Origin of the sequence: Aeromonas sp. YN13HZO-058, assembly GCF_001921245.1 — a bacterium.
GTDB lineage: Bacteria > Pseudomonadota > Gammaproteobacteria > Enterobacterales > Aeromonadaceae > Aeromonas > Aeromonas allosaccharophila.
This window is the reverse complement of the sequence record NZ_MQSY01000041.1, coordinates 90,997-113,999: the sequence shown is the minus strand read 5'-3', so window position 1 is coordinate 113,999 and position 23,003 is coordinate 90,997. Positions and strand designations below refer to the sequence as shown.

The window sequence follows — 23,003 nt, the reverse complement described above, 5'->3', positions numbered from 1 at the left end:
AGATGAGTTCAAACATGCAACAATCCCAAAGCCGGTCGCTTGTCGACTGGCTTTCTTATTTGGAGCAGATCCACCCGGTCAATATCGACATGGGGCTGGATCGGGTCGGTGCCGTTGCCCGGCGTATGGGGCTGACCCAACTGCCGTTCAAGGTGATCACGGTGGCGGGCACCAACGGCAAGGGCTCCAGCTGTGCCATGGCAGCCAGCATTCTGATGGCCGCAGGCTACCAGGTTGGCGTCTACTCCTCTCCCCATTTGCTGCGCTTTACCGAGCGGGTGCGGGTCAACGGGCAAGAGCTGCCCGACAGCGACCACTGCGCCGCCTTTGCCGAGGTGGAAGCGGCCCGCGGCGAGATTGCCCTTACCTTCTTCGAGTTCGCCACCCTGGCCGGTTTGTGGCTCTTCTGCCGCGCCGCGCCTGATGTGCTGCTGCTGGAAGTGGGGCTGGGCGGTCGGCTCGACGCCACCAATGTGGTGGAGTCTGATGTGGCCATGATCACCTCCATCGCGCTGGATCACTGCGACTGGCTGGGTGATACCCGTGACGCGGTGGCGGTGGAGAAGGCTGGCGTGTATCGCGCCGGTAAACCCGCCATCAGTGGTGAGCCCAATCCGCCCGCGACTATCGCTAGCGAAGCGGCGCGTCTTGGCGCCAACCTGCGTCAGGTGGGTATCGATTTTCGTGGCGATGAGCACGAGAGCAGCTGGGATTATCAGGGCCTCAGCCAGTGGCGGGATCTGCCAAAACCGGCCTTGCCGCTGATGAACGCGGTGACCGTGCTGGCGGCGCTGGAGTCCCTCGGCTTGCCGCTGCCGGAGTCTGCCATTCGCGACGGGTTGGCTAATGCCCGACTGGCTGGCCGGATGCAGCAGCTGCAAAGCGCGCCGCTGGTCATCGTCGATGTGGCCCACAATCCCCATTCGGCGGCCTATCTGGCAGCACAGCTGCGTAAAATGCCCTGCGCAGGCGTGCGCCGCGCCGTGGTCGGCATGCTCAAAGACAAGGACATGGCGGGCTCGCTTGCCGAACTCGATGGCCTGATTGGCGAGTGGTATCTGGCCAGCCTCACCGGCCCGCGCGCCGCCACCGCTGCGCAACTGGCTGCGGCGCTGGGGGAGGGCAAGGGGCCTGCCACGGAGTTTGATGATGTCAGCGCCGCTTATCAGGCTGCGTTGGCCGCATCGAGTCCAGACGATATGGTCATTGTGTTTGGTTCGTTTTACACTGTCGCCGACATTCTGGCGGGTGTCGCCGTCTAGGCCACACCCCGGCTCCCCGGCCCTCGGGCGGTGAGCCAAATCGCATATTGAGTTACGTAAAGGTAGGATTCAACTTGGCCTCGAAGTTTCAAAACCGTCTGGTGGGCACCGTCATCCTGGTGGCCCTGGTTGTTATTTTCCTGCCGGACTTGCTGGATGGTCACAAGCTGGCGCAAAAGGAGGAGGCCTTTGCCAAGATCCCGCTGCGTCCTGATCTGGAGCCAGCCAAGCCTGCGCTGCAAGTCTCGGCGGCCAGCACCTTGCCTGCTGAGCATCTGGCCAGCCAGCAACAGGCCTCTGCAGCCCAGCAGTGGCAAGTGGAAGAGGTGGCTGATCCCATGACCCTCGCCGGTCAGGGCAACGGCGCGCAGCCGGCGACATCCCCTGCCGCACCGGCGCAGGGGATGTCGCAACCGAATGCCCAACCCAAGCCACAGCCCAAGCCGCAAACCAAACCGGAAGTGGTGGCCAAAAAACCGGTCGAACCGCCAAAGCCAGCACCCAAGCCGACGCCAGCCAAACCGGTTGAGGTCGCCAAGGCACCTGCACCAGCCAAGCCGCAGGCGGGTCAGATCAAGTCCCTCGACGATCTGATTGAAAGCAAGATGACCCAGCCGACCACACCTGCGCCCGCTGCCGCGCCGGCGCAGGGTAGCTGGATCCTCCAGCTTGGCGCCTTCAAGAACGTCGACAGCGTCAACGCGCTGGTGAGCAAGCTGCGGGCGGCGGGCTACTCTGCCCACACTTCGCCGCGCACACCGGTGCAGGGTCAGCTCAACCGGGTCTTTATCGGGCCGGATGTCTCCAAGGCCAAGCTTCAGGGGATGCAGGGGCGGATCTCCCAGATGACGGGCCTCAGTGGCTCGGTGGTCTCATACAATCCGTAACGGTCTGGCCGCTGGCCATGACGTTCCGATAGCAACACCGCGCTCCGTGCGCGGTGTTTTTTTATCTGGCCGTCGTGATTTTTAAGGTCGGCGTCGCACAGGCCTCCACCCGGTTGGGATTTTCGGGCAGTTGGGGTAGTCTGAGCCCTTCTGCTACTCACAGGAGTTCAAGATGATCCTCTCGACGACCCCCACGCTGGAAGGCAAAACCATTCGTGAATACCGCGGCATCGTGGTGGGCGAAGCCATCCTCGGCGCCAACATTTTCAAGGATCTCTTTGCCGGGATCCGCGACATCATCGGTGGCCGCTCCGGCGCTTATGAAAAAGAGCTGGCCCGTGCCCGCGAGATCGCTTTCGAGGAGCTGAAAGAGCGCGCCGCCGCCCTTGGTGCCAACGCGGTGGTCGGCATCGATATCGACTACGAGGTGGTGGGGCAAAACGGCAGCATGCTGATGGTCAGTATCAGCGGCACCGCCGTGGTGTTCTGATATCCTGCCGCCAGCTGTTCGGGCCAAAGCCGATAACCGGGTTATCGGCTTTTTTATGCCCGACGGCGGGCAACGAGGCGTGAACGGGGTGTTGAACCCATGCCATAAATGACTCTAAATTGATGATTTCAAACTTTTATATTTTTTCATAACCCGATGGCTCGGGTTTTATTTTTTTTAACTGGGCCCCCCTGAATCGCCGGACTAGAGTGACAGCCATCAGGACGACACCTCATCACGGATGACCCCCATTTTGCATGAATCACTCTTTCTTGAAGGCGTATCAAGATGCACAAAAAATCTGCTCTGTTGACTGTTATCACGCTGGCCATCGCCGCTTATGCCGGTAGTGCCGTCGCGGCCGTTCCCAACTTTACCGCCAGCTGCCCGATGAATATTCAGGTCAAGGCGCAAGGGGGCAATGTCTTTATCAATGGCAAGAAGGCCACGCTGAAAACCGATGCGCCGACCGCCTATACCGCCCAGAGCGGCAAAATCATGATCGGCATCACCTCTGACTCCGCGACCAGCGAACCCAGCGTCGATTACGCCATCAAGCATGACAAACGCGCCAACGGCATCTGTACGGTCAGCGCCTGGTCTGCTGGCAAGGCGGCTGCGCTGCCGATGGCCAAAGGGGATTCCCCTTATCAGGGCAAATGGACCGCCAAAAATAGCGAGACCGGTGCCATCGTGGCCAACATTCAGGTGGATGGCAAGGAGCAGGTGTGGGTCAACGGGGTCAAGGTGAAGGCCAAGCGGGCCGATGGTGCGCTGCAGTTTCGTCAGGGTACCATTCTCTATACCTTGCAGGGGGATCCGCGCATTCGTTATGAGAGTGACTGGAATGACAGCGATGCCCAGAACACCGGCCCCATCACGCTGGAGTAACGGGCGCGTGGTTTAGCGCTTATCCTGTTGATGAAAAAAGCAGACACCGGTTGCCCGGTGTCTGCTTTTTGTCTCTGGAGGGTATTAGCCTGCCCCTTGGACACGTCTGCCGGATCAGACCCCGGTGAGGGTGTTGGCCTCCCCATACCAGTCCAACTTGTCGGCGAGGGTCACCACAGAGCCGATGATGATCAGGCTCGGGCTCTTCACCTGACGAGCCAGTGCGGCCAGCTGTTGCAGCTCGCCGCGCACCACCCGCTGACTGAGCTGGGTGCCTTGCTCCACCAGCGCCACCGGGGTGTGGCCGGGCATGCCGTGGGTTTGCAGCTCATCCTGAATGCGGGCGGCGTGGGCCAACCCCATGTAGAACACCAGGGTCTGGTGAGGCGCGGCCAGCGCCGACCACTCCTGGGCGATATTGCCCTCCTTGTCGTGGCCGGTGATGAACTGTACCCGCTGGGCGTGATCGCGGTGGGTGAGGGGAATGCCGCTGTAGGCGGCGCAACCCGAGGCCGCGGTGATGCCCGGCACTACCGAGAAGGGGATGCCTGCCTCGGCCAAAGTCTCCAGCTCCTCGCCGCCCCGGCCAAAGATAAAGGGATCGCCCCCCTTGAGCCGTACCACCTGTTTGCCTAGGCGAGCCTGCTCCAGCAACAGCTGGTTGATCGCCTGCTGGGGCACACAGTGGCGGCCCGCCTCCTTGCCGACAAAAATCCGCTCGGCATCCCGGCGAACAAGTGCCAGCACCTCCTGCGAGACCAGCCGGTCATAGACCACCACATCTGCCTGTTGCAGCTGCTGCAGACCGCTTAGGGTAAGCAGCCCCGCATCGCCGGGGCCGGCTCCCACCAGGGTGACGCTCCCTTTGCTCTGCAGCGGCTCATTGAGCAGCTCGGCGACGCTCTGTTCGGCAGCCTGCTGTTGGCCGCGCGCCAGCTGGAGGGCGAGGCGATCGTGGCTAAAGAGCCGTTCCCAGAAGCGGCGGCGGGCCAGCTTGTCCGGTATGGCCTTTACTCGCTCGCGCAGCTTTCCGGCCAGCGTTGCCAACTGGCCGAGGTGTTGCGGCAGCATGGCTTCGAGTTTTTCCCGCAGCTGGCGGCTCAGTACCGGCGCCGCGCCTGCGCTGGAGATGGCCACCATCAGCGGCGATCGGTCGATGATGGCGGGCATGATGGCGCTGCAGTGGGCCGGAGAGTCCACCACGTTGCAGAAGATCTGGCGCAGGCTTGCCTCGTGAAAGACCTGATGGTTGACCTCTGGCTGGTTGGTGGCGGCGATCACCAGCCACTTGCCATCGAGCAGTTCGGGATGAAAACCGGCGGCGCAGATGGTCAGGCGCCCCTGCTCGGCCCAGCTCATCAGCTGGGGTTCCAGGTGCGGGGCATTGATGGTGATCTTCGCCTTGGCATCGAGCAGCAGGCGCGCCTTGCGCACCGCCACCTCACCGCCGCCGACGATCAGTACCGGCTTGTTTTGCAGCTGACAGAAGAGAGGGAGAAAGTCCATAACAGGCTCCGGATGCTGGCCCGCTCGCAATGCCGCGCCGGGCGAGATAGCAGGGCGCGCCGTGACGCACCCCGGATGGTCGGGGGAACGGTCCCCCGACGGGAATAAAAAAGGGGAAGGGTGATCGACGCCCGGGCCAACGACAGATCCCCACCGGTGTCGGCCACTTGATCACGCTTCCCCAAACGAGGTTTTTCTATTGCACCGCTTTGACGTGCATGTTGGCGACGTACTGATCTTCGGCCCAGAAGATGCGGTCAGCGACCATGGCTTCCGGATTGAGGGTGACGCCGCGCAGCACCCGCTCCTTGAACTTGTGATAACCGGCCCGGTCGATAAGGTGACCCATGTGCAGGTAGATGGGCTTGCCATCCAGCATCTCGGCCTCGAACTCGAACAGGTTCTTGATCACCGCGTGCAGCACCTCTTCGGTGACCCAGTTGAGGAACAGCTTGCCGGTACGAGGGGTCTTCTTGCTGGTGCGTCCCCCCAGCTTGACCATATAGAGCTGCTTGGGATCCCGCTGCCAGGCCAGGGTCGGGCAGGCCAGCACGCACTCGCCACAGCCGATGCACTTGCTCTCCTCCTTGACCGCCTTGCCATGCTTGATGGCGAGGCAATCTACCGCGTGGTGGCTGCACGCCTTGACGCAGGCGCCGCAGCCGATACAGCGCTCGGCATTGAAGTGGATTTTGGCGATGCCGAGGATGCCGAAGTCGGCCATGTTGGCCTTGGCGCAGTCGTTGGGGCAGCCAGCGATCACCATCTTGAGGTGGTAGGGGTTGGGGTAGAGGTGTTTCTCCATCCGCTGGGCCAGCCCGGTACAGTCGATATTGCCCTTCTGGCAGATGGTGTTGCCCTGACAGGCGACGATATTGCGCCCGCCGATGGTCTGGTAACCGGCTGTGGTGTCCTCTACCTCGATGCCGCAGGTCTCCACCTCGATCTCCTTGATAAAGGGTTCGAGGGCGGCGTTGACCTTGTCCATGTCCTGATACTTGATGCCGGGCATCGCCAGCTTCTGGCGGGTGGTGAGGTGGATCAGGCCGTTGCCATACTGTTCGGCGATCTGCTGGGCCACTGCCAGCAGGTGGGCGGGCATGATCCCGCCGGGAATGCGTACGCTGATCATCGCTTCGCCGCGCACCTTGGAGAGGCGGTATTCGTTCTTGGCGCGGGCCTTGATGATGTCGATATCGAGACTCATGGTGTTCTCCCTCAGTCGATCAGATGCTGGGCCTGGTCAAAACGAAAGACCGGTCCATCCACGCAGATATAGGTGTCGCCCATCCGGCAGTGGCCGCATTTGCCCACGGCGCAGGCCATGCGGCGTTCGTAGTCGACCCAGATGCGATCCTTGGGGATGCCCCGCTCGAGGAAGGCGAGCACCACGAAGCGGATCATGATGGGGGGGCCGACCACGATCACCTGGATATCCTCCTTGTCAGCGAGATCCAGCTGGTCGATGTAGTCGGTGACCCGGCCGATGTGAAACTGCTCGCTCTCCTTGCCCTCGTCCAGGGTGACGATGAGGTTCTGCTGCTCGGCCCAGAGCGGCATCTCGTGGCGATAGAGCACCGCCTGCTCGTTCTTGAAGCCGAGGATCATGTCGAGGGATTTCACCTCTTCCGGATGTTTGCTGAAGCGGCGCAGCAGCCCCTTGACCGGGGCGACGCCGGTGCCGCCCGCCACCACGATGAGGTGCTGGTTGCGGTAGGTCTCCAGCGGATAGCCGTTGCCGTGGACGCCGCGCATCCACACCTTGTCGCCCACATCGAGGGCAAACAGCGCATCGGTCACCTTGCCGACCTTGCGGATCAACAGGTCCACATAGCCATCGCCATAGTCGGAGACCGAGATAGGCGCTTCGCCGACGGTGGGCAGGGAGATCTCCACAAACTGGCCGTAGTGGACATCAAAGTCGCGGGAGACCCGAAAGTTCCACTCAAGCTCGGTGTGACGCTCGATGGCCAGAATGGTGTAGGCCTTGGGCAGCAGGCGGTTTTCGACCACGTCCTGCTGCGGTTCTGCTGTTGCGGTTTGCTGGCACTGGCACATATCAGTTCGCCCCCTGCGCGTTGTCGGCTGCGATGGTCTGTTCGACCACATCGGTCATCTTGTTGATGATGTTGCTAAAGGAGATGTAGTGAGGGCAGCGATCGTCGCAGCGGCCACAGCCGACGCACATGTGCTCCTCCCCCTGACGTGCCTTGTAGTCGTTGACCTTGTGCAGGGCGCGATAACGCAGGCGCTCGCCATGTTTGGCGCGAAAACCGTGGCCACCGGCCATGTCGCTGAAGCCATCCACCATGCAGCTGGCCCACTGGCGACGGCGCTCACCCTGCTTGGGGTTTTCTGCATAGGTGAGGTCGTGCACGCTGTAGCAGCTGCAGGTCGGGCAGGAGGTGGTGCAGCGACCGCAGCCGATGCAGCGGCTGTCATACTCGGCCCAGACCGGATGAGCGGTGAGGATCTGGCGGATCCGCTGGGGGTCGTCACAGATGCTGTCCGGAGTGCGTACCTTGACCGGGTTGCTCTGGACAAATTCCGGGGTGAAGTCGTCGGATTCACCGAGTTCGGCAAAGTAGCCGAGCAGCTCGGGATCCTTCACCTCGATGCGGGCCCCCTCATCGCTCAGACGAATGGCGGCGGCGTAGTCCTGGGTCTCGTTGCTGCCCATGGAGACGCAGAAGCAGTTCTCGAAGCTCTCACGGCACTCCAGCAGCACCAGCTTGAGCTTGCTGCGCAGCCGGGCGTAGTAGACGTCGCTGTTCTGGCCATTTTTCAGGTAGACCTGATCCAGCCTGCGCAGAGCGTGGATATCACAGCTGCGCAAGAACAGCAGGGTGGGCTTGGCCTCCACCTTTGATTCGCGCAGCTCCAGATTGTCGAAGTGGAACAAGGTCTGGGTGATGGGGAGCACCACCTCTTTCGGGGAGAAGTGGGACTTCTCCTGCCACACCAGATCGGCCGGATGGCGGATGCTGTGGTAGGTGACGTTGTCGGTGTCGGAGAAGCGGCCGCCCCGATATTCGGCCGCGGGCGCCATGATCCGGTAATCGGGCAGCAGCCGCTCGAACAGCTGCGCCAGCGCGGGATGGGTGAGAAGAAACGACATAAATAAACACCTTGTATGAGGGTGAGATGCCCTGGCATAGGGATGAGGAGCGGGCCGGTCAGGATGTCTGGCATCGGTTCTGGCCGCGCTTGCCTCGCCACGGTCTGTTTTTATGACTCATGTTGCTCAACTGACCCGATGGTTATTGTGTTGGCGGCGCGTGCGTCGCGGCAGGTCGGGTCATGCCTGTAAAACCCTTATCAATTGAGCAGGGCGGCCTGATAGCCTGCGCACTTGCCCATCACGTATCCCATCTCCAGCTTGTTGATATCGCGGGTAAAACGGGAGACGGGGAAGTAGTTGGCCGGGGCGATCACCTCGATCTGGCAGTCCTCCGGCGGATTGGCGATAAAATCGAGCGCCTCGTTGTAGCTGTGATCCCGCTGCTCCAGCGCCTGTGCCAGCGCGGGGCGGGTCTTGAGCAGAGTGCGGATCATCCAGGGAAAGGGCATCGGCTTGAGCCGATAGCCAAGGGGCTCGGAGAGGATCACCGTCATATGACGGGCACCGCGGCGGTAGGCCTCGATCACCGGGATGGAGTCGGCGACGCCGCCATCTGTCATCGGTACCCCATGGACCTCCGGGTATTCGTGGGAGGCGAGGGGAATGGCGCAGCTGGCGGGCAGCACCTCGTTCATGTTCTCCGGCTTGACCCGGATGTACTCCGCCTTGCCGGTCAGGGTATTGGTCACCACCGCATAAAAGGGGATGCCGGTCTCGCGATAGCGATGGATATCGAGGGGGTATTTGCGGCAGCTGGTGTTCCACAGCCAGTGGATATCCACCAGATTGCCCCCCTTGGCAAAGCGCAGGGGATCCATAAACTGCTGGCTGCACGCCAGCTCGGTCAGGATGTCGTGGCTGCGGCCATGCTGGCTGGCGAGGTAGGCCAAGAGGTTGGTGGCCCCTGCCGAGACGCCGATGGCGAAGTCAAAGGGGCGATAGTCATGCTCGATAAACGCATCCAGCACACCGCTGGCAAAGATGCCACGCATGGCACCGCCTTCTACAACCAATGCGCTGGGGGATGCGGTTCTATTCATGACAAGCACCTCATTGATAAGTGAGAGATAAAAGATAAGTGGGGGAGAAACGTCCGGGCTGTCAGACCGACCGCTTTGATAGCCAACCGGTGTTGGCCATCGCAATGAGGTCATTCTAGGAAGGGGATGGCGTTTAGAATATCTGTTAATAATGAATCAAGTGTTTGGTATTTCTAAACGCTAACGATAAAACCCGTTGTGATCAAAGGGGTTATGTAAGAGTCTCAAAGATTCTGTAATGGCTGGATGTTGGCAAGGATGCGCGTGTCATGACGTTATTGGTTCCCCCGCTGCTCAAACGTGGCGATACCATCGCTTTTTTCTCCCCCTCCAGCGCGGCGACCGCCTGGGCCCCCAACCGTTTTGCCCGCGCCAGGGCGTTTCTTGAGGGGAAGGGCTTCCGGCTCAAGGCGGGCAGCCTGACCGGCCAGCAGGATCACTGGCGATCCGGCTCCATCGCCGCGCGGGCCGAAGAGCTCAACGCCCTTATTCGCGACCCGCAAGTGCGCTGCATCATGTCGGTGATTGGCGGCAGCAACTCCAACTCCCTGCTGCCCTACCTCGATTTCGAGGCGCTCAAGCGCGATCCCAAGATCATCGTCGGCTACTCAGACGTGACGGCGCTGCTGCTCGGCATCCATGCCCAAACTGGCCTGGTTACTTTTTATGGCCCGGCGCTGGTGGCCTCCTTTGGCGAGTTGCCGCCGCTGGTGGACGAGACGCTGGCCAGTTTTTTACAGATTGCATTGGCCGATGAAGCTGGCGTCCCCTGCACGTTGCCCACCCCCGCGCAGTGGAGCGATGAACGGCTGGACTGGGAGAACCAGACCCGGGCCAAGCAGTGCCAGCCCAATCGGCTGATCTCGGTGGGCTCAGGTCGGGTTGAGGGACGGCTGATCGGCGGCAACCTCAACACCATGGCGGGGAGCTGGGGCTCCCCCTATATGCCGGCCATCGAGCACGGCGACATTTTGCTGCTCGAGGACAGCCTGAAATCAGCCGAGACGCTGGAGCGCTCCTTTGCCCACCTTAAGCTGTGCGGGGTGTTTGATCGGATCGGCGGCCTTATTCTCGGCAAGCACGAGCAGTTCAACGATCAGGGCAGTGGCAAGCGCCCCCTCGATATCCTGCTGGAGGTGGTGGGGGAACCGACTTTCCCCATTCTGGCGGAGTTTGATTGCGCCCATACCCACCCCATGCTGACGTTGCCGTTGGGTATCGAGGTGGCGCTCGATCTCGACCGCCAGCAGATCACCTTGCTGCAGCCCTGGTGGCGAGCAGAATGAGTGCGAAATGAATGTCAAAAACAAGGCCGCTGATGCGGCCTTGTTGGTGTTGGCGAGGGGGGATCAGGGCAGGGCATCGGGCCGGAAGCTGGCGCGGATCTGCGGCACCAAGCTCGAGGGATCGAATCCCTTCTCCTCGCCCAGCACCGGATGGAGCAGAGGTTTGTCCTCGATGGGGGTGATATCCCCCGCCAGCAGTTGGCGGGTAGCCTGACCCATCTGGTAGAGCTGGCGCACCGGCGCAAACTGGGTCGCCAGATTGAGGGGATCATCGGCGCGGGCGAAGGCCATCATGGGGATCTGGTAGGTGGCATCGCGCGCCGGTTTGTCACCGTGAATGCCCTTGCCGGCGGACATCAAAAACGGCTGGTGATCGCCAAAGGCCACCACCAGATAGCGCTTGCCCGACTGGTCGAGGGTCTTGAGCAGCCGCTCCAGCGAGGCCATGGCATCCACCACCCCGGTGTAGTAGGTGTTGAGCAGCTGGGTGTCACTCTCGCTCTGGTTCGGGCAGGCGCCGCTGCGCTCCTGCCCCTGATAGCGGGGGCCATCGAAGGGGCCGTGCCCCTGCATGGTGACCGCGTAGGCAAACAGCGGCTGGTTATCCTGCTCGCTGCGCTTGAGCATATGGTCGATCAGCGCATCGTCGGAAATATAGAGCCCCTTGTGCTCAAGGGTGGTGAAGCGCGTATCGAACCAGCGCTCCTCGTAGCCGAGCGCCGGGATCGCCTTGGCGCGGCCCCAGAATTTCTCTACATAGGGGTGGGCGAACAGGGTCTTATAGCCGCTCTGTCTGGCGCTCTGGGCCAGCCCCGGCACCTGCTCAGAGAGGTAGTAGTAGGGCACCACCCCCTGCTTGAGCAAGCCCACCGGCAGGCCGGTGTTCATCTCGAACTCCGCCAGCACGGTCATGCCGCCGGTGGTGGGGGAGTGGATGGTCTTGTGCCACTGCTGCACGCTGGCGGGCAGGGAGAGGGTGGGGGCCGGGGCGCAGATCCGCCCCTTCCAGTCGAGCATCAGCGACTCATATTGCAGCACGATCACCAGATCCCAGCGCGGCGCAATGCCCTGGGGCGGATGGCTCAACTGCGGAGTCAGCTCGTTGATCTGCAAGGGGTAGCGAAACACGCTGCCGCTTTGCAGCATCTCGTCCACCAGATTGAACAGATAGAGGCCGGGGCCGGAGCGGATGATGTCCCTGTGGTAGTTGACCGCGCGGTCCACGTAACGAATGTTGGCCCCCAGCAGCTTGTTGCCGGTCTGGGTGGCAAACACGCACAGGGCAAAGAAGGCGACGGTGGCGGCGGCAGTGCGCAGCACCCAGCGTGACAGGGCGAAGCGCCAGCAGAGAAACAGTGCCAGCAAGAGGGTGAAGATGGGCAGGATGGGATGTTGATCGAGCAGGATCCGCAGCAGCGCCAGCAGGTTGCCAAAATCATCCCCGCCGAGCGGCATGCCGTAGATGGCGATCTTCATAAAGTTGGCCAGCAGCCCGATACCCGAAAGCGCGGTAAAGACCAGCCCCATATAGAGGTTGAAGCCCGCCAGCGCGCAGAGGCTCCAGCCCAGCACCATGCTGCCCCAGGCGAGGTAGTAGTGCTCCGGCCGAAAGCCTGACCAGAGCAGAAACTCCCCCAGTTTGAACACCACGAAGCCGTGCAGCAGCACGAAGGTGAGGTTGCCGAGCAGCAGGCTGCCGATGATCCGCCAGCGCAGGCTGCGGCGCAGCTTTGGCAACACCGTTTTGAGCACGGCGGCGCTCAGAGCCAGCACCAGAGTCAGGCTCACCACCAGATAGGTGAGGTTGAAGCCCTGCTCCGGCAGGGTTTGCAGGATCTGGCTGAAATCGCCGCTCTCGGGGCGATCCTTGAGTAGCAGGCCGATGCGCAGCTGATAGCGGCTGGCCAGCGCGTCATCCGGGGCGCGCAAGGTGCTGTTGAGATCCAGCGAGCAGCGGTTATTGCGGCACACCTGACGTTTATCCACTGCTTGACTCAGCTGGTCGATCCGCTCCCCCTTGTCGTTGAGCAGCTCCACCCGTACCTTGTCCCCCGCTTGCAGCGGCCCCCGCAACTGCCACTGGCTGCGCACCACCAGATAGAGGCCGCGGTTGTCGCTTTTATAGAGCAGGGCGTGGCGGGTGAGGGTGGCCAGCGGATTGTCGGCGGGGCCCAGCACCAGCGGCTGGGCACGGCCCAGCCAGCTGCCGGGATTGATCAGCGGCAATAACAGCGTCAGCAGCAGCAATCCGCCCAGCAGGGCCAACAGCAGAGAGGGCAGACTCAGGACGCGGTGGCGGCCTGAGGAGGGGCGATTCATATAAGCTCATCCTTTGAGCGAGTGAGGGAGAGATCGTTCATCCGCATAGAGTTTGACCCGATGGTGCGGGCCTTGTTCCGGGTTGTCAATTTAATGACCACTCAATGAATATTTGGTTACAGTTCAACCTTGCAAATTGTGATCCCGATCGAGGGGTTGCACGGAATATGTGATGAAAGCGTCATCATGGGGTTTTGCCGCTGGCCTGGGAGAAAGGCGCTGTTTAGTCTCTCAATAGCGACAGGAGGTACATGTATGAATCCTAAGGTGATGGCGCGCCAGGCCAGATTGCTGCGCATGCTGGAGAGCAAGGAAGAGATCCGGATCGGACGCGAGCGTGACTGCCCGTTGCCGCTGGCCCAGCTGGTCAAACTGAAGGATACCCATCCGGCGGTGATCAAGGTCTATCGTCACGGTCTCACCGCCGAGGTGTTTCACCTCAAGGTGGAAGGGCATCACTGGTGCCTCAAGCGGCGGCGTCAGGATTCGCTGGTGGCCAACCTCGATGGCAAGACCGCCTTTCTGACCGAGCTGGAGCGGCGCCGTGAAATCGAGGCGCTGCGCGAGCTGCATCCCACCATCCTCTCCCATGTGGTCTGCACCAGCTTTGGCTCGGCGCGGGCCGGAGTGCTGGTCTCCCCCTGGTTGCGGGGCGTGCCGGTGCATCAGCTCAACGAACGCAATCTGGCCCAGATGCTGGAGGTGCAGGGGGAGCTGGCCCGCTGGGGCTGGTTTGACTGGGACCCGAGCCCGGGCAACCTGCTCGATGACGGCGAGCAGATCAGCGTGTTCGATTTTGGCTATATGTGGACCTTCGATCCCCGCTTTGAATACAACTCCAACGGTCTGGTCGACCCGCAGTTCCATGTGCCGGAGCGGCTGGAGACCCGTACCCTGTCAGGGCTTTGGCTCGATGAGGCCGATCCCTTGCCGCAATTTCGCTACTGGCGCGAGCTTTGTCTGAAATGGGTGAAACGGGAGATCCATCACCTGATCCGTGAAGGGGCCAGTGCCCCGGTGCTGGCCCGCCTGCACGCCCTGCAGGGGGAGTGGAGCGCCGCACTGGCAAGCGACGAGGCGCTGATCGCCAACTGGTGGCGGGACATGTATCGCAGCCATCGGCTCGATGTGGCCGATGATCTGAGCGGCCAGAGCTGCGGCCCGCTGACCCTGCGCCGTCTCGACTGGCTGATGCAGGCGGTGACGGATCACTATCCGCTGCTGGTGGACAATCTCTCACCTCAAGAGACGGAGCTTGGCCAGACTGGGCTGCTGGCCCGCTTGCAGCAACTGCGCCGCGAAGCCGTGGCCTGCCAGTTGCCCGCCACCAGCTTTGCCTGAGCCAATACGTCAGTGATACACAAATAAACAGGGCGCCTTGTCGGCGCCCTGTTGCATGGTCGGATCCGCATCGCGGTGAGGGTCAGTCCAGCAACTCCTGATGGAGGCGATTGACGATATTGCCCGCTTCGCTCTCCTTGACCAGGAAGCAGAGGTTATGGGCGCTGGCGCCGTAGCAGATCATCCGGATGTTGTGCTCGCGCAGGGCGTCAAAGACCTGACTGCCTACGCCGTTCACTTCGCTCATCCGGTTGCCGATGAGCGCCACCAGTGCCAGACCGGTTTCCACCTCTACCTTGCAGAGTTGCCCCAGCTCGGCCAGCACCTTGTCGCTCAGGATCGGCTCGCCGTTGCTCTGGCTGCCGGTGTGATCCAGCGTCAGCGACACGCTCACTTCCGAGGTGGTGATGAGGTCGACCGAGATGCGGTGACGGGCCAGAATGCCGAACACTTCGGCCAGAAAGCCGTAGGCGTGGAACATGTTGAGGCTGTGCAGGGTCACCAGTACTTGCTGGCGGCGCAGGGCGACGGCGCGAAACAGCGGGCTTGAATCTGTGCTGGCGCGGATCCAGGTACCACCGGCGGCGGGATCCCTGGCAGAGCCGACAAACACCGGAATATTCTGGCGCACCGCCGGTTGCAGGGTCGCGGGGTGCAGCACCTTGGCGCCGAAGGTGGCCATCTCGGCCGCTTCGACAAAGCTGATCTCGGGGATGGGGCGGGCCCGGGTGACGAGGCGCGGATCCGTGGTGTAGATGCCGGGCACGTCGGTCCAGATCTCGATGGAGCCGGCATCGAGCGCTTCGGCCAACAGGGCCGCGCTGTAATCGGAGCCGCCCCGGCCCAGAGTGGTGGTGCGGCCATCGCCATCGGCACCGATAAAGCCCTGGGTGATGATGAGGCTGTCGCCCAGCTGCGGGCCCAGCGTCTGCTGGCAGAGAGTGCGGGTGGTAGCCAGATCGACGGTGGCCTTGCCAAAGCGGCTGTCGGTGCGCATCAGTTGGCGCACATCCTGCCAGTGGGCCTTGACGCCGCGCTGGCGCAGCAGCTCGGTAAAGAGACGGGTAGACATCAGCTCGCCGCAGGCGATGAGGCGATCGGCCAGCTCCGCATCGGTATGCTGGTGTGCTTGCTGGGCCATGAGGCGGATTTCGTCCAGCTGGCCATGAATGAGGGTGCTCACATCAACGGGGTTGCCGAGATCGGCCAGAATGGCCTGCTGGATCCCGGCCAGTTTGGCCAGCTGCTCGTCGCGGCCCGCTTCGTCCAGCTCCCCTTGTGCCAGGGCGACCAGCAGGTTGGTGACGCCGGCGCTGGCGCTCAGTACCACCACCCGGGTGGCGGGATTGGCCAGCACAATATCGGCGCAGTGATTCATGGCCGCGGCGTTGGCGACACTGGTTCCGCCAAACTTGGCGACATTGATCGGGCTCATTGCTTACTCCTGTCTTAATTTAAAATTCCGGTTCCATCGGGCAAAAAAGAGAGGAGGAGGCTGAAAATGGCAGGAATGAACGAAGCTATCCCGGCCAGAAGCACTCCACCTGCAGAGCCCATCCCGTACCGCCCCTGACAGGGCGCGGTGGGGGATGATCACTACCGATGACAACCCGGGGGATTCAGCCCCCGCAGCCGACGTTGAGGTCACCAGTATCCTCACTCGTCTCGGCGCTGCTCCCCCTGACCCAAGTTCACCGGACGCTGGCGTCCTCCCTTGGGCTGCCTGGGCAGCGCTCCTCTTCTGGCTCCACCAGGGCGGTGGAGTGCATTTAGAAATACCCTGCGTTGGATTGCACTGTCAATCGAGTTTGTGAAAAAGTTCAAATTGTCGGCTAAATCAACGCAGAATCAATGGCTTAGGCAATGGTCTTTGACAAAACCTTGGAACGGCGCTGCCAGTTGTAGAGACGCTGGCGCGCCACCGGCAGATCTTCCACTTCCAGCGGATCGAAGCCCCGCTCCCGGAACCAGTGGATGGAGCGGGTGGTGAGCACGAACAGGCGACGGATGCCGAGCCGCTTGGCCCGCTCGGCCACCTTGGCCACCAGCTGATCTCCCCGGTTGGAGTTGCGGTAGTCGGGGTGGATGGCGACGCAGGCCATCTCTGCCATCGCCTCTTCCATAAAGCAGTAGAGGGCCGCGCAGCCGATGATCAGGCCATCGCGATCGATGATGGTGAACTTGTCGATCTCCATCTCCAGCTGCTCGCGGGAGCGGCGCACCAGAATGCCTTCCTCCTCAAGCGGGCGAATGAGATCGAGAATGCCGCCGATATCCTCGATGGTGGCGGCGCGGGCCTGCTCGGCGCTTTCCCGCACTATCTGGGTGCCGAGGCCGTCACGACTGAACAGCTCCTGCAGCATGGCGCCATCATCCTGATAGCTCACCAGATGGGAGCGGGGCACGCCGCCGCGGCAGGAGGCAATCGCCGCGCGCAGGTAGCGGGCGGTGCCGGACATCTCTTCACCCGCCAGCTCCAGCTCCACCAGCAGCTCTTCGGCCTGCTCGGGGAAGAGCTCGGAGATGGCTTCGCCGCGTCTGTCCATGACCCCCTGGGTGCTACTAAAGCAGATGAGCTTGTCTGCCTTGAGATCGACAGCCACCCGGCGGGCCACCTCTTCCGAGCTGAGGTTAAAGCTCTCGCCGGTGACCGAACAGCCGATGGGGGAGATGAGCACCAGACTCTTCTGATCGAGCTGGCGGGTGATCCCCTCCACGTCGATGCGGCGCACCCGGCCGCTGTGGCAAAAGTCGATGCCATCATCCACACCGAGCGGCTGGGCGGTGACGAAGTTGCCGCTCACCACGCTGATCCGCGCCCCCTGCATGGGTGTGTTCGCGAGCCCCATGGAGAGCTGGGCGGTGATGTCGTATTGCAGGCCGCCACACACCTGTTTGATGATGGTGAAACTCTCGTCATCGGTGACCCGGATCCGTTTGTGATACTGGGCCTCGATACCGGCGCGGGCCAGCGCCTCATCGTTTTGCGGACGTGAACCAAACACCAGCACCAGGCGTATGCCCAGTGTCTGCAGCAGGGCGATATCGCTGACGATATTGGCGAAGTTGGGGTGGCAGATGGCTTCTCCCCCCATCATCAGCACAAAGGTGGCACCCCGATGCACATTGACATAGGGGGTGGATTGCCGAAAGGCATTGACCAGACTGGGTTCGCGTTCACGCACTTGATATTTCTTCCATAAAAAAACAGCGATTGGCTCAATATATGAAAATTAATTCACAAATCAAGACTAAATATTGGTTTTGGCTGTTGCTGGTCTATCAAAGGCGGCTTGGTCGAGCGGATCGGGAACGGGTGAAGGGCGGCGCAGATGGCTGACGGGGCGAGCGGGAAGGGGCCCGCCGGTTGATCCGGCGCGATAAACTGCTATCTTCGATGCTCCTTTTCGTCAGCTGTGTGATTTCACAGGGTTTTATACAAGGACAGAATTCATGGAACAGATTATTTCACCGGCAGATGCCCTGCCGGGACGACGCGAAGCGATGGTGATTGGTCAGCAGCATGCGGTGAACGGCAACCCGACCCAGGGCCCCTGGCCTGAAGGGATGGCGGTGGCCTGGTTTGGCATGGGCTGTTTCTGGGGCGTTGAGCGCCTGTTCTGGCAGCAGCCGGGAATCTACTCCACCGCGGCCGGTTATCAGGGCGGCGTGACCCAGAATCCCACCTACAAAGAGGTGTGTAGCGGGCTGACCGGCCATGCCGAGACGGTGCAGGTGGTGTTTGATCCGGCTGTGATCAGCTACGGAGATCTGCTCAGACTGTTCTGGGAGCAGCACGATCCGGCGCAGGGAATGCGGCAAGGGGGCGATGTGGGCACCCAGTACCGCTCGGTGATCTTCTATGGTGACGAGAGCCAGCAGATCATTGCCCAGCAGAGCATGGCGGCCTATCAGCAGGCGATGGCGGCGAGCGGCGACAGCCGTGCCATCACCACCCGTATTCTGCCGCTGGCCCCCTTCTATTACGCCGAGGATTACCATCAGCAATATTTGGAGAAAAATCCGGATGGCTACTGCGGATTGGGTGGCATTGGAGTCTGTTTGCCGCCGAGTCTGAACCGCTGAACAGGTTTGTAGGGGTTTTCTTAAAAAAAGTGAAAATAAATGAGGTCTGGCGGGAACTTATTGCTACCTGACAGGACTAACTAGGTAGCGTCCAGGGATCGGATGCAAAGTCCAGACACATTTCTTGCCTTGAAAACCACCCAATGAATGAACGCATGGGTGGATTGAAAATGATAGCAAGCAGGGCTGCCCACCAAGGCGGCCCTTTTCCTGTCTGCGTGTTTTGAAAACCTTGCGTTGGGCGGGAGAACCAAGCGGCAGATCAGCCGATGGCGCTGTCGAACAGGTTCTTGATAAGGTCAATAAACTCGATGAGGAAGGCTTTTTGTTCCGGGGTCGGGGCGCGCAGCCAGACGGCGGAGAGCACCTCTTCCAGATCGGCGACCACGGCATCGGCCTCCTGCATAATGGCGAAACGTACCTTGGCATCGAGCTGAGGGTTTTGCTCGCAAATAGCCATCAGATTGCTGGCAACACGGCCACTGACCAGATCTTCGATGGTCTCTTCACCGTTGCTCTGCTGTTGGGATTCAAACAATCCCAAACTCTCCACCAGATACTCGATCAGCGAGATATAGCCTTCACTTTCTACCACCATGGTTGCTGCCTCAATACAGTAACAATACGAAAATTAAGCGTATTTTAGTGGCTTGCCCTAGCTTGGCAAGCAGCAGTGCAGGCGATGGCGCGTAAAACTGACTCCGCCCCGCTCTACGCACTCCAGCCCGGTCAACGTAAAGCCATGTCGTAAAAATAGCTCATAACTGAAGGCGCTGGCCTCGGTGGTGATGAGGGTCAGACCGAGCCCTCGGGCCCCCGCCAGCGCCGTGGTGAGCAGCAGATTGCCCAGTCCCTGGCGCTGATGGTCGGCGCTCACATAGAGCAGACTGAGGTGGCCATCGGGGCTCAGAGTGACAAAACCGAGGGGCACATTTCCAAGCTCCGCCACCCAGCCGTGGTGTTCGCGCAACTGGCTGACAAAGCCGGGATGTTGTGAACCGAGGGCCCACTGCTCCACCTGCTCGGCGCTGTAGTGCTCGGGGCCGCTGTGTCGCACCGCCTGCTCAAACAGGGTTACGAGGGCGGGGATATGTGCCTCGCTGAGCGGGACAATGCAAAGTGCTGGACTAAGTGCTGGCGTCATAAGGTCTGGTCGTCAGTGGGTTGGAGGGGGTGTGGCGCCTGTGGCCGTTTGGCTTTGGGCAGACCCGCGACAACCCGTTCATAGGAGTGGTGCCCCCAGCCTTGCCACAGATCGTCCGGCAGCGCATCGGTTAACGTCACCGTGTTCCAGTGCTGCTTGTTCATATGCCAGCCCGGTTTGACCTCGGGGTGGATCTCGCGCAGCAGCAACGCCAGCTCGGGCTCGCATTTGAGGTTGATGGTAAGCGGCTCGGCCTGCCAATTTACCAGCGCGAACATCTTGCCCGCGATGCGGTAGACCAGGATCTCCGGGCCAAACGGGGTATCTTCGGTGGCGCCCGGCAGGGATAGCAGAAAGTGGCGCAAACGGGTCAAATCCATGGTGGGTTCTCGCGCAAGGGGTGATCCGGGTCATGTCAGGCGCATATCTATCGGCGGGTCTGTTCTGTTAATATGCGCGCAGCCGAGTATACCCCCCATCACCAAGGGAGCCTATTGGATGTTGTATCACAAGACCTTTGAGCTGGGTCCTGAGCGGGATTGGGTGGTGTTTGTCCACGGTGCTGGTGGCAGCTCCTCCATCTGGTTCAAGCAGCTGCGTGCCTATCGTGAACACTTCAATGTGCTGCTGCTGGACTTGCGCGGCCACGGCCAGTCCCACCAGTTGCAACAGGTGGTCAAGGGCCACTACAGCTTTCGGGAAGTGACCGAAGATATCGTTCGGCTGCTCGATCATCTCAATATCCGCCGCGCCCACTTTGTCGGCATCTCCCTTGGCACCATCCTTATTCGTCATCTGGCCGAGCTCTGCCCGGAGCGGGTGAAAAGCATGGTACTGGGGGGCGCCATCCTGCGGCTCGATATCCGCTCGCGGGTGCTGGTGCAACTGGGCCGACTCGGCCAGCATATCCTGCCCTATATGTGGCTTTACCGGCTGTTTGCCTTCATCATCATGCCACGCCAGCACCATCAGGAGTCGCGCAACCTTTTTGTGCGCGAGGCCCGCAAACTCTGCCAGAAAGAGTTCAAACGCTGGTTCCGCCTCGCCACCGAGGTCAACCCGCTGATGCGCTATTTCCGCGAACGCTCCCTGCCCATTCCCACCCTCTATGTGATGGGGGAGGAGGATCATATGTTTCTGGCACCGGTGCGCGAACAGGTGGCCCGCGATGCCAGCTCCTCGCTAGCGGTGATCGAACAGTGCGGCCATGTCTGCAATGTGGAGCAGCCGGAGCAGTTTAATCGCCGTACGCTGGCGTTTATTCACTCCCTGTCCCGCCGTCACGGCTGATCTTCACCACGAGCTGTTTGATCGGTTCGTGTATCAAGTCTGTTCTCTCCTCACGCTACCGGACAGCTCTGTCCTGTGGTGCTCTTTTGCCATCCTTTTTACACCCCGTAATCGGTCATATTCCCGATAACGTAGCTCATCTTGTTTGCCCGGTTGCCGATAGCCATATGGAGATAGCAGGACATCGATTTGTTGTGCCATTTTTTCCGGCAGAGTGTGAAGCAATTAACCATTTCCTTCATATTGTATTGCTACCTTGTTGAGATATAGATTGTTTATCAATGACCTAAGGATGGGATATCAACGATGCGCCAGACTATTACCCCTACCCAACGAGAAGTCACTTTCCATCAGGATGAGTTGATTGTCTCCAAGACCGATCTGGCAGGGCGGATCACCTACTCCAATAAGATCTTCATGCGGCTGTGCGATTTTTCAGAAGAGACCTTGCTGGGTGCTCCGCACAATATCGTGCGCCATCCTGATATGCCCCGTGGTGTCTTCTGGGGCCTCTGGCATTTTCTCAAGGAGAATCGGGAATTTTTTGGCCTCGTCAAAAACATGACTGCCAATGGCGATTATTACTGGGTGTTGGCGAATGTCAGGCCAGATTTTCGTGATGGCAAGGCGATCGGTTACTTCTCGGTGCGTCGTTGTCCGTCACGTCAGTCCATTGCCGCGATAGAGCCTGTTTACCAGAAGATGCGCGAGTTAGAGCGGGGCATGGTCGGTGATGTGCCCAAGCAATCCTGGGACTGGCTGGAGCAACATCTGGCCACTCAGGGGACTGATTACGAGCAGTTTGTGCTCAATCTGGTGCAACAGGATTAAGGAGTCATCCCATGTCTACTGTTCTCTCCAAAACCAGTAGTGCCAGCAAAAAGCACCTCTTTATCAGCCAGAAGTTTTTGCTCATCTGTACGGTATTCGGTCTCTCTGTTATTGCGCTGGCCATCTTCTCAATCAGTACGGTAGGGATGACCTGGTTTAACCTGGGCATTCCGGCGCTGGCCTTGCTGTTTATCGTGCTGGCATTGCGTGAACAGCGGCGACTGGTGGCCGTTATGGATCAGATCAATGACGTGCTGGTGAAGGCCGCTGCTGGTGAGACCCATGTACGGGTCACGCGAACCAAGGGGCTTGGCGAGCTCGGCAAGATAGCCTGGAACCTCAACGGCTTTCTCGACATCGTCGAGGCCAATATCAAGGACATGGTCTCTTGCTTCGAGCATGCGGGTCAGGGACGTTACTATCGCCACGCTTTCAAGCAGGGATTGCCGGGGGAGTTCTCCAAAACGGCAGACAATATCAACCTCTCTCTGCGTGCAATGCAGGAGGCGACCGAGCTATCCCGTCAGGGGGATCTGCTCAACAAGTTGCATCAGACCAACAACCATAACCTGCGGCACAATCTGGCGGGCAATCAGGAAGATCTGCTGACCCTCAGCAACAAGGTTGAAGAAGTGCTAGGTACTGCCCAGCAGGGGCTGGATGCTTCGTTACACAGCATGACTGTGGTCGAGGAGCTTAGTCAGGAGCTGATAGGCATCAACCGCGAGATGCAGGATACCGGACGGGTAGCCACTACCCTGGCGGGGGATAGTGCCCGGATTACCGAGACGGTCAATTTGATTAACGAGATAACCGCGCAGACCAACTTGCTGGCCCTCAATGCGGCTATCGAGGCTGCGCGCGCTGGCGAGGTTGGCCGTGGCTTTGCCGTCGTTGCCGACGAGGTGCGGGCGCTGGCTGAACGTACCCGCCAGTCAACTAACGAGATCCGTGAGGTGGTCAAGGGGCTGACAGCCAGTATTGAGGAGATCGTCTCCAGTGTGCTCTCGCTGGGGGATCGCAGCCAGCGGATCAGTGACAACGTGGATGGATTTCGGCATAGCTTCGAGGCCGTAGCCGAGGGGGCTAAATCCAATATTGGCCATCTGCACTATGCCAGAGGCTTGGCCTTTGCCTCGTTGCTCAAGCTAGATCACATCATCTTTATGCAGCGCGGCTATCGGGGGCTGGAGGCTCGTGGTGCTGATGGCTCAGCTGTGAGCCACACCGATTGCCGCCTTGGCCGTTGGTATTACGAGGGGGATGGCGCCGCCCTGTTTGGCACCCTGGCAAGCTTCAAACAGCTCGAAATACCACATCAACAGGTCCATGGCGCAGTCAACAAGGCGCTGGTGGCTGCGCGGGGTGATTGGCTCCATGATGACCAGTTGCTTCATACCATTCTGATCGAGATGGAAAGTGCCGAGAACGCGAGCAAGCAGGTGATGGAACTGCTCAACCGTATGGTGCAAGAGCAGAGTGTTACCTGACCGCCGTTTGGCGAAAAAT

20 protein-coding genes, 1 pseudogene and 1 riboswitch are annotated in these 23,003 nt (G+C 60.6%); of the genes and pseudogenes, 10 read left to right on the top strand and 11 right to left on the bottom strand.

Going from position 1 to position 23,003, the window contains the following annotated elements:
- The first annotated feature begins 2 nt into the window (after nucleotides 1-2).
- The 4 genes from folC to BSP75_RS09985 all read left to right on the top strand — a co-directional run bounded on the left by folC (nucleotide 3) and on the right by BSP75_RS09985 (nucleotide 3,530).
- The gene (gene folC, locus BSP75_RS10000) at nucleotides 3-1,262 is read left to right on the top strand and encodes a bifunctional tetrahydrofolate synthase/dihydrofolate synthase (RefSeq protein ID WP_075113052.1); all 1,260 of its coding nucleotides are present in this window, start codon (nucleotides 3-5) and stop codon (nucleotides 1,260-1,262) included.
- 74 nt (nucleotides 1,263-1,336) lie between these two features.
- Nucleotides 1,337-2,149: a cell division protein DedD gene (dedD, locus tag BSP75_RS09995; protein WP_075113051.1), complete on the top strand. Its 813-nt coding sequence runs from the start codon at nucleotides 1,337-1,339 to the stop codon at nucleotides 2,147-2,149.
- A 172-nt stretch (nucleotides 2,150-2,321) separates the two neighbouring features.
- The gene (locus tag BSP75_RS09990; protein ID WP_075113050.1) at nucleotides 2,322-2,639 is read left to right on the top strand and encodes a heavy metal-binding domain-containing protein; all 318 of its coding nucleotides are present in this window, start codon (nucleotides 2,322-2,324) and stop codon (nucleotides 2,637-2,639) included.
- A gap of 288 nt (nucleotides 2,640-2,927) precedes the next feature.
- Nucleotides 2,928-3,530, top strand: a complete 603-nt coding sequence (locus tag BSP75_RS09985; protein WP_075113049.1) for a hypothetical protein — start codon at nucleotides 2,928-2,930, stop codon at nucleotides 3,528-3,530.
- Nucleotides 3,531-3,644: 114 nt separating this feature from the next.
- Here BSP75_RS09985 and cysG read toward each other — a convergent pair whose 3' ends face one another.
- The 5 genes from cysG to BSP75_RS09960 form a co-directional block, all read right to left on the bottom strand.
- The gene (cysG, locus tag BSP75_RS09980; protein WP_075113048.1) at nucleotides 3,645-5,036 is read right to left on the bottom strand and encodes a siroheme synthase CysG; all 1,392 of its coding nucleotides are present in this window, start codon (nucleotides 5,034-5,036) and stop codon (nucleotides 3,645-3,647) included.
- Nucleotides 5,037-5,232: 196 nt separating this feature from the next.
- Nucleotides 5,233-6,243 (bottom strand): sulfite reductase subunit C, encoded by a 1,011-nt coding sequence (asrC, locus tag BSP75_RS09975; protein WP_040066440.1) that lies wholly within the window; start codon nucleotides 6,241-6,243, stop codon nucleotides 5,233-5,235.
- Between the two features lie 11 nt (nucleotides 6,244-6,254).
- Nucleotides 6,255-7,094 (bottom strand): anaerobic sulfite reductase subunit AsrB, encoded by an 840-nt coding sequence (gene asrB, locus BSP75_RS09970; RefSeq protein ID WP_075113047.1) that lies wholly within the window; start codon nucleotides 7,092-7,094, stop codon nucleotides 6,255-6,257.
- Nucleotide 7,095: 1 nt separating this feature from the next.
- Nucleotides 7,096-8,154 (bottom strand): anaerobic sulfite reductase subunit AsrA, encoded by a 1,059-nt coding sequence (asrA, locus tag BSP75_RS09965; RefSeq protein ID WP_075113046.1) that lies wholly within the window; start codon nucleotides 8,152-8,154, stop codon nucleotides 7,096-7,098.
- Between the two features lie 200 nt (nucleotides 8,155-8,354).
- Complete coding sequence (locus tag BSP75_RS09960) at nucleotides 8,355-9,197, bottom strand: patatin family protein (RefSeq protein ID WP_075113045.1); 843 nt, start codon at nucleotides 9,195-9,197, stop codon at nucleotides 8,355-8,357.
- A 269-nt stretch (nucleotides 9,198-9,466) separates the two neighbouring features.
- On the opposite strand from BSP75_RS09960, the gene BSP75_RS09955 reads away from it, so the two are divergent.
- A complete protein-coding gene (locus BSP75_RS09955) occupies nucleotides 9,467-10,483 on the top strand; it encodes a S66 peptidase family protein (RefSeq protein ID WP_075113044.1) in 1,017 nt (338 codons plus the stop codon).
- A 63-nt stretch (nucleotides 10,484-10,546) separates the two neighbouring features.
- On the opposite strand, the gene BSP75_RS09950 is transcribed toward BSP75_RS09955, so the two are convergent.
- Nucleotides 10,547-12,802 (bottom strand): alkaline phosphatase family protein, encoded by a 2,256-nt coding sequence (locus BSP75_RS09950; protein ID WP_075113043.1) that lies wholly within the window; start codon nucleotides 12,800-12,802, stop codon nucleotides 10,547-10,549.
- A 255-nt stretch (nucleotides 12,803-13,057) separates the two neighbouring features.
- Between BSP75_RS09950 and BSP75_RS09945 the strand changes: the two genes are divergently transcribed.
- Nucleotides 13,058-14,143 (top strand): hypothetical protein, encoded by a 1,086-nt coding sequence (locus tag BSP75_RS09945; RefSeq protein WP_075113042.1) that lies wholly within the window; start codon nucleotides 13,058-13,060, stop codon nucleotides 14,141-14,143.
- A gap of 82 nt (nucleotides 14,144-14,225) precedes the next feature.
- On the opposite strand, the gene lysC is transcribed toward BSP75_RS09945, so the two are convergent.
- Complete coding sequence (gene lysC / locus BSP75_RS09940) at nucleotides 14,226-15,578, bottom strand: lysine-sensitive aspartokinase 3 (RefSeq protein ID WP_075113041.1); 1,353 nt, start codon at nucleotides 15,576-15,578, stop codon at nucleotides 14,226-14,228.
- Between the two features lie 90 nt (nucleotides 15,579-15,668).
- Nucleotides 15,669-15,892: riboswitch (Lysine riboswitch) on the bottom strand.
- 107 nt (nucleotides 15,893-15,999) lie between these two features.
- Nucleotides 16,000-17,328 (bottom strand): amino-acid N-acetyltransferase, encoded by a 1,329-nt coding sequence (gene argA, locus BSP75_RS09935; protein ID WP_075113040.1) that lies wholly within the window; start codon nucleotides 17,326-17,328, stop codon nucleotides 16,000-16,002.
- A gap of 268 nt (nucleotides 17,329-17,596) precedes the next feature.
- Here argA and msrA point away from each other — a divergent pair, with 268 nt between their 5' ends.
- Nucleotides 17,597-18,229, top strand: a complete 633-nt coding sequence (msrA, locus tag BSP75_RS09930; protein ID WP_075113039.1) for a peptide-methionine (S)-S-oxide reductase MsrA — start codon at nucleotides 17,597-17,599, stop codon at nucleotides 18,227-18,229.
- Between the two features lie 262 nt (nucleotides 18,230-18,491).
- Here the strand turns inward: msrA and BSP75_RS09925 are convergent, their stop codons facing one another.
- From BSP75_RS09925 to BSP75_RS09915, 3 genes are read right to left on the bottom strand one after another with little or no spacing between them, the layout of a single operon-like run.
- Nucleotides 18,492-18,827, bottom strand: a complete 336-nt coding sequence (locus BSP75_RS09925; RefSeq protein WP_042063403.1) for a DUF3802 family protein — start codon at nucleotides 18,825-18,827, stop codon at nucleotides 18,492-18,494.
- Nucleotides 18,828-18,884: 57 nt separating this feature from the next.
- Nucleotides 18,885-19,373 (bottom strand): GNAT family N-acetyltransferase, encoded by a 489-nt coding sequence (locus tag BSP75_RS09920; RefSeq protein ID WP_075113038.1) that lies wholly within the window; start codon nucleotides 19,371-19,373, stop codon nucleotides 18,885-18,887.
- A complete protein-coding gene (locus BSP75_RS09915; RefSeq protein WP_075113037.1) occupies nucleotides 19,370-19,753 on the bottom strand; it encodes an MmcQ/YjbR family DNA-binding protein in 384 nt (127 codons plus the stop codon). The genes BSP75_RS09920 and BSP75_RS09915 overlap by 4 nt, the downstream gene beginning before the upstream one ends.
- 118 nt (nucleotides 19,754-19,871) lie before the next feature.
- On the opposite strand from BSP75_RS09915, the gene BSP75_RS09910 reads away from it, so the two are divergent.
- The 3 genes and pseudogenes from BSP75_RS09910 to BSP75_RS21990 all read left to right on the top strand — a co-directional run.
- Nucleotides 19,872-20,663 carry an alpha/beta fold hydrolase gene (locus tag BSP75_RS09910; protein ID WP_075113036.1) on the top strand — a complete coding sequence of 264 codons (792 nt, stop codon included), beginning with the start codon at nucleotides 19,872-19,874 and terminating at the stop codon, nucleotides 20,661-20,663.
- A gap of 306 nt (nucleotides 20,664-20,969) precedes the next feature.
- Nucleotides 20,970-21,494 (top strand): PAS domain-containing protein, encoded by a 525-nt coding sequence (locus BSP75_RS09905; protein WP_075113035.1) that lies wholly within the window; start codon nucleotides 20,970-20,972, stop codon nucleotides 21,492-21,494.
- 731 nt (nucleotides 21,495-22,225) lie between these two features.
- Nucleotides 22,226-22,984, top strand: a pseudogene (locus BSP75_RS21990) (methyl-accepting chemotaxis protein); the annotation flags it as partial.
- Nucleotides 22,985-23,003: the final 19 nt, after the last annotated feature.